Here is a 12,185-nt window from a genome sequence, read left to right on the forward strand (position 1 = left end):
TATAAAAAAAGTCTCTCGACTAAGTTAAATAACCTAATCAAAAGACATTTTTACCTATTTTCTACCTATTCGGTGTAACATCAACACGAGCCGTCTTAACCTCGGACCAGTCACTGATCAAATTACTGTGGAGTGTACGAACGCGAACTTCGTAAACTTGATCCTTCTTAAAGTCTTGTCCAAAATCATTCGTTGGATCGTCTACTATGTCACCGCTTCTAGCTTTGCTAAAGAAGGTTGCCCACTTATTGCTGCCTTTCAAACTATATTGAATCTCATAGCTGTCAGCTTCTGGGTTAACGTCCCATTCAATGTCAATATACGGTTCATCTGAACCATGGTCGTCATAATAACTAACCTTAAGCGTTGGTGTCTTTGGTTTCTCATGACTGCCCTTGAGAGGAATATAGTAAGTAAACTTTTGATTTGCTGAAACTGGGCTAAAGCTTAGTCTTTCTTCATCATTCACTGCACGAACAGCAATATCGTAAGTTTCACCGTTAATCAGTCTATTCTTTGAAATTGTCTGAGTTAAAACATCAGGATATTTACTGTCAGGAGTGAAATTACTATGCCCAATCATCGGTGCAGCATCGAGTAAAAGATCTTTTGACTTATGCCGCCTTACAGAAGAGCCATAAATCCCATAACCGGTCGCATTATCAGCCTTCGTATAATCAACTTTGATTCCATCTTCAGTTGAGCTAACCTTAGTCAACTTAGGCGTACTTGGAAGAGCATTAGTATCTTCACTAGACAACTTAAAGCTGAAACGACCACGAGCAGTACCTTTTTCCAGATAATAAGTTTCTTTCTCTAAATTCCAGGAATATTGTCCATTCTTTAGGGTTCCTTTTGTTTCCCACTGATTTAATGCATAACCATAATCTGTGTCCTGCACAATTTGAATATTATTAGTGTTAAAAATATTTGACCGACTATTCTCATACACTGGCTGGACAGACATATTCATTGTTACCTTTTGATCTTTATCCAGCGTGAATTTATATATATTCGTTGTATTCAGCTTGTCACTATGATACATGTTGCTCAGACCAGTAACTGTCTGACCCATTTTAAGTGGGATAGCTTCCGGATAGCGGATTGTAGTTGGATAAGTTTTATGAGAGAAAGTCTCCAGCTTATTTCTGATCTTGGTAATCCGTGTAGCGCTAGTTTTAATCTTTACATTTTTACCAGATTTAGTAGTCAAATTGTAATGACCAGAACGCAAATAGAAGACCTTGGTATTCTTGTTTTTACCCTTATAAGGGATGCATTTCCAGTTTGAAGTATTAAGGATCTTATATTTTGCCTTGGTGGTAACAGTTAATCTAGTTGGTGCCTTGAAATAGAAACGGTACTGATTACCTTTTCTCACATAGCTAGTTGCATTACCAGAAATTGGTACTATTGCAGCTTGAACGTTAGTGTTTAAACTAAAAAGCAATGCACCAGCAACTACTGCACCGATTAAATAGCCTCTCCTCTTCATAGTTTTAACCTTCTTCTGCTTAATAATCCTCAAGTTCTTCAAGTTGACCATCAGCCGTCTGATAAGCCTTCTTGACTTGATCTAACTTGAGTTCAGGGATAAAGTTCATTGTCTTAGCTGGATTTAACACATCAAGCAATTGAACTCGCATCATCTTATCAATCTTTAATTCCTTTTCAGGCAATTTCAAGATTGTATTCATATCTTTCATGCTATTGTACTTTTCAACTGTCTTATTTACTTCGCTAGCTAAATAAAGCCAAGTACGATAATCAACTGATACAACCTCATTCTCTGGAACTTCAAGTTCCAACAAAATTTCACCGGCATCTGGCATTTCGGTCACATGTTCTGGAAATGGTGTACAAGAGATCGGTATCTTTTTAGCCAAAATCGGCTTCTTTGCTTCTGGTAAAGTATCTTTAATAATCTTTTGCAACAGATATTGTTCAAGATAGATATTCTTGAAATATTGATCTTGTGTACGAATCGCATTAAGCAAATATGATTGCTCATCAATGCTGATCTTGCCGTTCTGTCTTACATCTGTCCAACCTTTTTGACTAATTGTATACTGTAAAGTTAATGTTTTCATTTTATCTTCCTTGTTAACGTATTTCTTATATTTATTATAACAAAAAGCCAGCATACCATAGCATTCTATAGTATGCTGACTCTTCAGTTTAAGTTAAATCTTCTTAACATCGTAAATGTAAGATTGGAAATCTCCTGCTAGTTGCGCCATAGCCTGATTCCAACCATTCAATTGATAAGGCAATCTCAAGCCAACTTCTGCTAAGAACTTACCTTTTAAAACATGATCTCTAATTTGATAATCTGCTTTGAAGTCGACATTCTTCAATTTCAAGTAATGGTCTAAAGTTTCGTTTGGCTTAGCTAATTTACGATAAAAACCAACTACCTGTTCATCATCATTGCTTACGCTCCAAGCATAAGTGTTGTGCTCATCCCCTATTGGCAGTAATTGATCAAATTGTCCGTTGACTAGCAAATCACGTTTTTCTTTATACCATGTAATATGATTCTTAATCGCAGTAAGCTCATCATCGGAGAGCTTATTAAGGTCTAGTTCATATCCTAAAGGGCCAAATGAATTAAAGTTTTGCCTAAAGGTCAAACTAGTTTTTCTTCCTGTCTGATGATTGGGGACTGCTGAAACATGGTTGCTGAAAGTGGATAAAGGATAAGCTAGCAAAGTACCAGACATAATATCTAATCTTTCGCCTGCATCACTATCATCACTCGGCCAGATCTGGGGACTATAATACATGATTCCAAGATCATAACGACCGCCGCCACTGGCACAGCCTTCAATTAATAAATCTGGAAAAGCATTTAACAATTTATGATACAAATCATAAACGCCCAAAATATAGCGATAATAGAATTCACCTTGTGGACGCTTCTTTTGAGCGAGGTAAGCAGAATAGGCTTCCGTAATATGACGATTCATGTCCCACTTGACGAAGTCAACTTTTGCCTTTTCAATTACCGTTTTCATCTGGTTAAAAATATTATTGACTACTTCTGGGTTAGCAAAATCAAGCACATATTGATTTCTACCAATTGAAGCTCGTTGATATGGATGACGTACCACCCATTCGGGATGTTTTTGATAAATTGGGGCATCAGCTGAAACCATTTCTGGTTCAAACCATAAACCAAATTGCATCCCCAGCTCATGAATCTGCTTACTAAAATGTTCCAATCCTAATGGAAACTTTTTCCGATTAATAGTCCAATTCCCTAAAGAACTATGATCGTTATCTCGCTTGCCAAACCAGCCATCATCTAAGACAAAGCATTCAATGCCAACTTCTTTTGCCTTCCTAGCAAGGCGCATCAACTTTTCTTCATCAAAGTCAAAATATGTTGCTTCCCAGTTGTTAATTACAATCGGGCGTTTTTCATGCAGCCATTTTTGCGCAATTACATGCTTTTTTGCAAAAGTATGCGTTTCCTGCATCAAGCCATTATAACCAGCTGGAGTATAGAAAAGTACCGCTTCTGGTACAGCAAAATTTTCGCCACTATCAAGCTGCCACGTAAAATACTGCGGATTAACACCAGTCATTAAACGACTAGTATGCCATTCATCTACCTGAACTTGACTGACAAAGTTACCAGAATAAATCAAATTGCTGGCAAAAATTTCACCGTGATCATTAGACACATTCTTATCAACTAAGGCTACAAAAGGATTAGCTTGATGACTTGTTGCACCGCGCAAAGATTCGACTTTCGTAATGCCTTGTTCAAGTGGTCGTCTTCTAATATGTCGTTCCTTAATCCAAGCACCAGATAATTGTAGAAAATCATAATTCGATTCAGGTAAATCAAGGACGCCACTCTGCATATTTTCAATGAAATACTGCTGATCACTATAATTGTGAATCTCAGCTTTTCTAACTACTGCAGCAACATCAGAAAATATACTATAAGTCAATTTAAGGTCGAGCCCATGATCTTCATCCTTTAAATAAATGATCAAATTCTCAGCATCATCACCGTATGAAGCAGGGTAAGATTCATTTCTCTTCTTACCACGACTAATCTCATAATGATCATATTTAAAATCTGGATAAACCTGTTCCTGCCCAAGTTTAATATCCAATGCCCCCTCACGAAAATCTGAAGTACCAAAGACTGGATATTCTTGCATCCTATCACCTAGAGAAAAATCCTTCATTTTCGGATCATACTCAGTGATTTCAGCACCACGATTAGAATGATCAGCTAAATATTCTAGCTCACCCTGACTTAGTTGCCCCAAGTTTTTACCATAATAAAGATGGCCTAATTGATGATTGGGCATTACATAGAACAGATAACTTATTTTTTCATTGTAGAGATGGAAAAAGTTATTATTACAATCGATCATCTTCTGCTACCTTCTATTTCTTAACTGATGAATTTCAGCTCTCAACTTGGCAGAGCCATTATGGCTGCTAGCAAAAATTCTATGGTTATCTTTAGCTGTAAATACTCTCATTGAAAATACATCTTGACCATCATTCAAAAAGATTTCAGCTGAAGAAGTGTCTTGGAGGATTCTAACTATAATTTTTTGATCTAAATTTAAATGACAACTTCTTTCAACTCCGTAAGTTTCCGCAATTGCAATTCCACAATTGCTACGGTTAACGATGAATTCTTGTTTTTTATGATTAAAAATCAGACGCAAATGTTGAGTATTATCTTCATTAGCAAACAAATCTAACACAGTATCATAAGCCTGAGAACAATCGAGTTCCAACTTGATGTCACGACGATTATTCTCCTCTGCCTTAATCTCAACCAACTTTTCATCAAGAGTAAGTTCACTGTCATACTCCTCTTGATACAAATCTTTGATTTCATCTACGGGTTTTTGCACAATTAAACCATTTTTGACATGTAATTCGCGTGGGAAAATCATACAACCAGTATAGTGATACTTTTCAGTTGGATACTTAATTTCTGGCAAACCCATCCAAGCCATTAAGATTTTACGGCCTTTTGTATCCCGCATTGTTTGCATAGCATAAAAATCGAAACCTTTATCAAGTTCATGAAAATGACCACAATTGAATTCACCAGATTTTAGATTCATTTTTTGACCAATTAGGTAGCCATTTTGATAAATGTTTTTAAATTTATTGCCTTGACTTTCAAGTCCCTGTGGGCAAAACTCTAATACACCATGATTATCAAGTTCATAATAGTCAGGACATTCCCACATGTAACCAAAATCTTCATGCTTTGCTTTGACTTCACCAACGATTTGCCAATCATGCAAGTCTGAACTCTTAACCAGCAATGCACTACCTGTTAGATTTTCACGTTGAATACCAAGAACTGCATAATATTCATCATTCTTTTTAAAAATCTTCGGATCACGAAAGTGACCGGTATATCCTTCAAGCGGACCAGTCAATAAAGGCTGCATCCACTTCTCTACATGGTTATCCTTATCCATCATGGCTCCCACTTGATATGGAACCCGATGCCAATCATCTTCACTTTCTGTATTTGTCCAGGTGTTACCGGTGTACATTAAGAAAAGTTGATCACCTACAGGCAAGGCGCTGCCTGAATATGTGCCATGTTTGTCTAAAACAGTGTCACTTTCAATGCCAGCGCCTAAATCTTGCCAATCTACTAAGTTTTTAGAAACCAAATGCTTCCAGCCATGTTGCGTATAATGTGGCGTTTGACTAAAAGCCAGTGGCGACCATTGGTAGAACAAATGATATTGATGATTGAAGTAAGAGAAACCATTAGGATCACCCAAAGAGCCACTTTCACTTTCTACGTGATAGCCTTGTCGATATGGACTTTCTTTAGTCAAATTTATTTCACGTTCAACGTTTTTTTCAGGCACATCAGCGAGATGTTTAACCATATTAATAAAATTTGCTCTACGATTCGTCATTTTCTTGTGTCCTTTTACTTGTTCTTATCAGGATTAATGAATTTAGCCATTACTAATGAGAAGATGCAACCAAATACCAATCCAATTAAGTTAGCGATGAAGTAGTTTACATAACCATTATTCTGTGGAGCTGCAATAGCAATACCTGTTACACCGGTAGTACCAAAAGCAACAGCAGTTAATTTAGTGAGGTAAACATAAGCACCTGCGATGGCACCACCGATACAGCCACCAATTAATGGGTACTTCTTAACTAAGTTGATACCAAAGATAGCAGGTTCTGAAATACCGAATAGAATTGAGAAGAATGCGGAAATTGAAATTTCCTTAGCCTTCTTGTTTTTACGGTTCAAGATGAAGTAAGCGATAACGCCACCACCTTGGCCCATCAAAGCAACTGACATTAATGGGTTCAAGAAGTCATGACCGGTTGTAGCAATCAATTGTGTTTCGACAGCACCAAACATGTTGTGCAAACCAGTAATAACGATTAATTGTTGTACGCCTGAGAATGCTGCATAACCAAATACGCCAAGAGTGTTAGCAACCCAAAGAAGTCCAGTAGTAATCCAGTTTGAAAGAGTTACACCAATTGGTCCAACGATTAAGAATAAAGCGAGTGATGAGATCAAAATGGTTAACATAGGAGCCAAAACGAATTGGATAACGCCTGGCAAATGCTTTTGGAAGTAGTTATCAAGCTTAGCAACTAACCAACCCATGATCAAAGCAACAATAATTTGACCACCAAAGCTAGTCATTGAAACTTGCCAGCCAAAGACGTTGGCAATCATTGGTTTAGCAGCCTTGGTTGCTACATCAGACATTGAAGGCAATGATTGTGACATCATAACCGTACCAATAGCCAAACCTAAAACTGGACGACCACCATAACGTTTAGTAGCAGAATATGCAATGATTAATGGAAGCATTGCGAAGATTCCACCGGCGCCAATACCAATAATTTGACTGATACCAGATATTCCTGGGAACATCTTGGTCAGAGCTTCAGGTCCGAAAATTCTTTGAGTTAACAAGTTATTCAGACCGATTAAAATACCTCCGGCCAAGATAGCTGGCAGAACCTCAGTAAACACGCCAGTTAAGTCATCCAAGAATTCTTGGAACCAATTCCGCTTCTTACCTGTTTGATTATCCTTTTCTGGCGTATCACCAGTATCATCTTGATTTGATTGAGCTGGAATACCAGTATATTTTACAAAGTAAGCAGTCGCACGATCAACCAATCCTGGTCCGATAATCAATTGCAACTGATTGCTTGTGGTGTTTAGGTTAACACCTTTAACTAATGGCAAGTCAGCTAAACCATCTGTGTTAACTTTGGACACATCTTTTAAATTGATGCGTAAACGAGTTGCACAGTGAAAAGCTTCGACCGCATTATCTTTACCGCCAATTGCAGGAACAACTGCGTCAGCGATCTGCTTAAAGTCTTTCTCTTCATTTTTACTCATTGTAATTTCCCCTATCTATCAACCTTTTGAGTAAATCTTTTGGTTAAGTTTTATTTCTTTAACTGTCTATATCATATATTTGTGCAACCGGTTTCACAATATTACTTTGTTGATAGAATATGTTAAAATGTTGCATAGGTGATCAAGATGAAATATTATCGTTGGGGATTTAACAATCAATCTTATAATGCACAGTTCTATATTTCTTCAGGTGGTTTTGAAAAGCCCCATCCTAAACATAGTTACGGTCCAATGGGTAGATCTGGTTATATGATTCATTGCGTGACCAGTGGTCACGGAATTTTTAAAAGCGATGGGAAAGTCTATCATTTAAAGAAAGGCGACATCTTTTATATTCAGCCTCATAAAACCACTTATATGGAGGCAGATGAGAATGATCCTTGGACTTTTTACTGGGTCAGATTTATAGGCAATCTAGTACCCAAATACATGAAAAGAATCAATCTATCATACAAGAATCCCATTATGTCCCAGCAAGACCTGCCTACTGTTTTTCAAGATGTAATTGACATCGTTGAATATTCACAAAATTCAGGTCCACAAGATTTTTATTATCAGTCTAAGATGTTTGCCATCTTGAATGCTTTAGAACTTCATTTTCCTAAAGAGAATCCTCACAAGAATGTAACGACAACTAGTGATATCTATGATCGTGCTTTACGTTATATTGCTAATAACTATGAAGAGCAAATCAGTGTCCATGATTTAGTACGGTACTTGAATATCGATCGTTCTTATCTATTTCGGATTTTTAAGAAACATAGTCAAACTAACCCACAAGAGTTTATTACTAATTATAGGTTAAATAAGGCTAGTGAAATGCTTAAATCAAAAGAAAATACAGTGGAATATGTGGCATTATCTTGTGGCTTCTTGAGTTATCAAAGCTTCTTTAGATTTTTTAAGAAAAAATATGGCATCTCCCCTAGTGACTATAAGAAGAAATATTTGAATTAACGCAAAAAATGATCTGAAATGTATTAATTATACTTTTCAGATCATTTCCTTTTACTTTTAAATGACATTTTCGAGAATTTTTAATTGGATTAAATATGAATTTTTATTCTAAATACATTTGTCGCATAATTTTTATATGCTCTTTATCAAAGCCTAACACGGTCTCAATATATTGGATTGGTGAACCAGCCAACTCAGTCATTTTATCAATACCTGCTTGAATAACTTCTCTTCTAGTAGCCATTGCGCTAGCTAAATACTCTAGAATAGTTCTATCATTAGTATATCTGCGATATTCATCCATCCTACGCTTATTTCTTTGATTATTATAATGTGCTGTCATTAAATAATCTTTAATAACTGTTTGACTATCAACGCCTAAAGCAAAAAGAATCAAGGCAGTACCATAACCTGTTCTATCTTTGCCTCCACGACAATGTTCTAAGACTACCGCATCTGGTCGAGCTATACATAAATCCAACATTTTTCGATAAATAGTTTGGGAGGAAGATTGGGTAACAAAATTTATCATTCCCTTTTTTAAACCATCATTGTCAAGGATTAATTTACCTTGTCTATTTAAGGAGATTAAATGATCTATCTTTCTTCTATCATCATTTAAACTGCTACTAGCAATAACTGCCGTTTCATCATCAGGTGATAAAATATAATAATTTGCTCCGGGGATGAGTTTGTCAGGTCGTTTTTGACGTTCATTAGAATTTCTAAAGTCAATGATAGTGTTAAGATGATAATCATCGACCAAAACATTAATATCGCTTGAAGTCAGTTTGTAAAGATCATCAGAACGTAACAAACGCTTGCTCTTAATAATCTTTCCTGAAATGGTTGAATATCCGCCCAGATCACGTGTATTGAAGGTACCATTTAATTTAATGAGGTGATCTGACTTTATCTTGAGCTTTTCCATCATTTACTTTCCACCTCCGCAATACCATCTAATTCACGTTTCTGCATTTGTTTATCTAAGAATTTTACAAATGGATAATACATAGCTAAATCAACTATAAATTGAAGTACTTGTAAAACTGCTGTCCGCCAGTCGCCAGCTAAGAATCCACTGACAATTAAGAAATTCCAAGGAATTCTAATACCGGTCATTCTAGGAATCAAATTGAAATAAGTAGCAAAATATGCCATAGCTACATTAACAACTGGTGTTAACGTCATCGGAATGAATAAAACTGGGTTTAAAATCATAGGAATACCAAATTTCATTGGTTCACTAATTCCAAATAAGGCTGGTACTACTGCAACTTTACCTACAGACTTCATATGCCTACTATGACAAATTATTAATAGAAGTACTGCAAGAGCTAAGTGTCGTGAACCTTTAAATACATCAATAAAGGATAAAGTAATGATGTTTGGTAAAGCATGACCTGCAGAAAAGGCAGCTAGGTTTTGTAATTCTAGAGGTTGATATAAAGTATAAGTTATAGCAGAAGTTGCCATACTACCATGAATACCAAAGAACCATAATACTTCTGATAAGAATAGTAAGAATAACAGTGCCCAAATAGATCTTCCTAAATGTTCAAGGGGCGTTTGAATCAAGGTATATAACATATTATGAATATCATTCCATGGAGTTAGAGTAAATAAGAATCTTATTACTAAAACTCCGGCTCCAATAATAATAGCTGGAATTAAAGCTGTAAAAGAAGTAGATACAGCAGGAGGAACACTCGCTGGCATTTTTATTGTTAGTTTCTTATTCTTTTCTAACTTGCAATAAATGTAAGTAATTAAAAGTGATACTACCATAGCCACAAACATACCTTTAGCCCCTAAGTATGATAGATCTAAACCTGAAATTGCAGCTTTTTTAACTGTAAAATTACCTATAGGGGTTAACATAAAGAATGACATAACTGCCATAATGACAGCATTTATTTTATTTCCGTTAAGTTTACCAGCATATTCGTAAGCTAGTGATATCAAAACATACATTGAAATAAGATTAGTAGATAATGCAACACCAGCATTTAAAATATTACCTATGCCACTTTGCTTTAAAAACGTTTGATAGCCATTAAAAGCTAAATTTTGAAAAATAGCACAAATGGAACCTACCATAGTAACAGGTAATAATCGAATTATACCATTTGATATTGAAGAAAGTACTTTATTAGAAGCAAATTTTCCCATTATTGATTGCAACTTTGTCGTAAACTTCTTATTCATAGGTCATCCCTCCCATCAGACTAGGATTTTCAATTCATCTTTATAGTATCATCTTTTAAATTAAATAAATTAGAATCAACTAGTTTATACTCCATTCCATAATTTTGTATATATTTTCCTTTAAGGAAAATATTTTCCTTAAGTAGTAAAATAAATTTAAAGAAGGTGAATGTAATGGCAATCAATAGTTTTGATGAAAAAGTCGTTAAGACAAAAAATAAGTTAACAACAAATGAACTAACCGTCTTACAATACATACATAAAAATGCAGATACTATTAATCGAAAAACTATTTCAGAATTAGCAAAAGAAACACACTTTTCAAGTTCTTTTATTTCCAAATTAGTTAAGAAGATTGGATACGATAGTTTTGCTGCAATGCGTCTAGACTTAAAAAATGATCTAGTTAAAAAGATAGAATCAAATGAATATGGCGTTTTAAAGAATCAAAATATTGATATAGCAAAAACTAATAGTCTTCTCCTGCAAATGAACTTTAAACCGATTAATAAACTTTTTGATACTGCAACCGCAATTTACGTTTACGGAACAGGCCATAGCCAGAATAATTATATGAGAGAATTATCACGAAATTTAATGGCGTTAGTTAATGTACCCGTTATTTTTCTATCTGGGCAAAGTGAATTCCAATCAGTTATATATACTGCGAAATCGACTTCATGCTTTATCATAGCTTCTACCACCGGTAAGACTCCGGTTTTGATAGATGCTGTAAAGATTTTAAACCTATCACAAGTACCAATTATTAGTTTTACTAGCTTTTCTGATAATGAGTTGTCAGATCTTGCTACATATAATTTGTTTTATTATCTTACACCAATAAAAAATCCCACAAATCATAGAAATATTCGATCCTACTTGCCATTAGGATATGTTGTAGATTTTGTAATAAGAGAATATATTAGTCACCTACAGAAAAAATAGTTAAATAATGCTCTCTTAAATTAAAATAAGGACCTATTCCAATATTATTCTGGAACAGGTCCTTTTATTCTTTTACTTATTAAAATTTAAAACAAGATCAATCAAATCCTGTGCTTTCTGCAGATCAGCAGAGCTAATCACTTTTACTTCATTTGGTATTTCGAAATGAGCATAATAATCAACAAAACGTTGAATGATATCCATATTTACTGAATATTCCCGATCTCGATTGCGTTGGTCTAGAATTTTTAACGCATGGGTTAATGATTCCTTACTTAGTGGATCATTGGCATCCAGTAGTGGCTTAAAACAATCGATCACATACACTTGGTAATTATCCGGTACTCTTTTCAAGATATCATTAATTGGATTAAATCCATGCCCGCCTAAATTTGTATTATCGACAATAGTTGGTAACCCATTTTGTAACCGTGTTTGCAGTATTTGATTAAAAATTTGCCACACGATTTTTTCAGTTTGACCCACAAAGTTTATTTGGGGATGCCCATTATTTGAATTAATCCCATTTAAACGAATTCTGATCTCATCGGCTGAGATAGTATAGTTTTGTAAATCGTTCATCTTAATGAAACTGGATTTACCTGAAGCTTGTGGCCCTAGCATTAAGATTAACGGTATCCTTTTCATA

At 35.2% G+C, this 12,185-nt stretch carries 10 protein-coding genes; 2 read left to right on the forward strand and 8 right to left on the reverse strand.

All coding sequences use genetic code 11. The features are described from left to right. Positions 1 to 61: 61 nt before the first annotated feature. The 5 genes from FC57_RS04030 to FC57_RS04050 form a co-directional block, all read right to left on the reverse strand. Complete coding sequence (locus tag FC57_RS04030) at positions 62 to 1,495, reverse strand: fibronectin type III domain-containing protein (protein ID WP_236695707.1); 1,434 nt, start codon at positions 1,493 to 1,495, stop codon at positions 62 to 64. Between the two features lie 19 nt (positions 1,496 to 1,514). Further along, a complete protein-coding gene (locus FC57_RS04035; RefSeq protein ID WP_236253638.1) occupies positions 1,515 to 2,090 on the reverse strand; it encodes a hypothetical protein in 576 nt (191 codons plus the stop codon). 93 nt (positions 2,091 to 2,183) lie between these two features. Then, on the reverse strand, positions 2,184 to 4,397 hold the full coding sequence (locus FC57_RS04040) for an alpha-galactosidase (protein WP_007125617.1): 2,214 nt from the start codon (positions 4,395 to 4,397) through the stop codon (positions 2,184 to 2,186). Between the two features lie 6 nt (positions 4,398 to 4,403). Next, positions 4,404 to 5,930: a sucrose-6-phosphate hydrolase gene (locus tag FC57_RS04045; protein WP_007125616.1), complete on the reverse strand. Its 1,527-nt coding sequence runs from the start codon at positions 5,928 to 5,930 to the stop codon at positions 4,404 to 4,406. A 14-nt stretch (positions 5,931 to 5,944) separates the two neighbouring features. Continuing rightward, positions 5,945 to 7,405: a PTS transporter subunit EIIC gene (locus FC57_RS04050; protein WP_007125615.1), complete on the reverse strand. Its 1,461-nt coding sequence runs from the start codon at positions 7,403 to 7,405 to the stop codon at positions 5,945 to 5,947. A gap of 147 nt (positions 7,406 to 7,552) precedes the next feature. Here FC57_RS04050 and FC57_RS04055 point away from each other — a divergent pair, with 147 nt between their 5' ends. Beyond that, positions 7,553 to 8,383 (forward strand): AraC family transcriptional regulator, encoded by an 831-nt coding sequence (locus FC57_RS04055; protein ID WP_007125614.1) that lies wholly within the window; start codon positions 7,553 to 7,555, stop codon positions 8,381 to 8,383. 103 nt (positions 8,384 to 8,486) lie between these two features. Here FC57_RS04055 and FC57_RS04060 read toward each other — a convergent pair whose 3' ends face one another. Continuing rightward, entirely contained in the window at positions 8,487 to 9,317 is an 831-nt protein-coding gene (locus FC57_RS04060; protein WP_007125613.1) for a tyrosine-protein phosphatase, read from the reverse strand. After that, on the reverse strand, positions 9,314 to 10,591 hold the full coding sequence (locus FC57_RS04065) for a PTS sugar transporter subunit IIC (RefSeq protein ID WP_056990013.1): 1,278 nt from the start codon (positions 10,589 to 10,591) through the stop codon (positions 9,314 to 9,316). The genes FC57_RS04060 and FC57_RS04065 overlap by 4 nt, the downstream gene beginning before the upstream one ends. A 174-nt stretch (positions 10,592 to 10,765) precedes the next feature. Here FC57_RS04065 and FC57_RS04070 point away from each other — a divergent pair, with 174 nt between their 5' ends. Then, on the forward strand, positions 10,766 to 11,536 hold the full coding sequence (locus tag FC57_RS04070) for a MurR/RpiR family transcriptional regulator (RefSeq protein ID WP_007125609.1): 771 nt from the start codon (positions 10,766 to 10,768) through the stop codon (positions 11,534 to 11,536). Between the two features lie 72 nt (positions 11,537 to 11,608). Here the strand turns inward: FC57_RS04070 and FC57_RS04075 are convergent, their stop codons facing one another. After that, complete coding sequence (locus FC57_RS04075; protein WP_040529434.1) at positions 11,609 to 12,184, reverse strand: AAA family ATPase; 576 nt, start codon at positions 12,182 to 12,184, stop codon at positions 11,609 to 11,611. Position 12,185: the final 1 nt, after the last annotated feature.

The organism is Lactobacillus ultunensis DSM 16047 (assembly GCF_001436305.1).
Taxonomy (GTDB): Bacteria; Bacillota; Bacilli; order Lactobacillales; family Lactobacillaceae; genus Lactobacillus; species Lactobacillus ultunensis.

Bases quoted from the DNA above. Each gene is read 5' to 3' on its own strand.
- FC57_RS04030 (WP_236695707.1), bottom strand. From the start codon at position 1,495: ATGAAGAGGAGAGGCTATTTAATCGGTGCAGTAGTTGCTGGTGCATTG.
- FC57_RS04035 (WP_236253638.1), bottom strand. From the start codon at position 2,090: ATGAAAACATTAACTTTACAGTATACAATTAGTCAAAAAGGTTGGACA.
- FC57_RS04040 (WP_007125617.1), bottom strand. From the start codon at position 4,397: ATGATCGATTGTAATAATAACTTTTTCCATCTCTACAATGAAAAAATA.
- FC57_RS04045 (WP_007125616.1), bottom strand. From the start codon at position 5,930: ATGACGAATCGTAGAGCAAATTTTATTAATATGGTTAAACATCTCGCT.
- FC57_RS04050 (WP_007125615.1), bottom strand. From the start codon at position 7,405: ATGAGTAAAAATGAAGAGAAAGACTTTAAGCAGATCGCTGACGCAGTT.
- FC57_RS04055 (WP_007125614.1), top strand. From the start codon at position 7,553: ATGAAATATTATCGTTGGGGATTTAACAATCAATCTTATAATGCACAG.
- FC57_RS04060 (WP_007125613.1), bottom strand. From the start codon at position 9,317: ATGATGGAAAAGCTCAAGATAAAGTCAGATCACCTCATTAAATTAAAT.
- FC57_RS04065 (WP_056990013.1), bottom strand. From the start codon at position 10,591: ATGAATAAGAAGTTTACGACAAAGTTGCAATCAATAATGGGAAAATTT.
- FC57_RS04070 (WP_007125609.1), top strand. From the start codon at position 10,766: ATGGCAATCAATAGTTTTGATGAAAAAGTCGTTAAGACAAAAAATAAG.
- FC57_RS04075 (WP_040529434.1), bottom strand. From the start codon at position 12,184: ATGAAAAGGATACCGTTAATCTTAATGCTAGGGCCACAAGCTTCAGGT.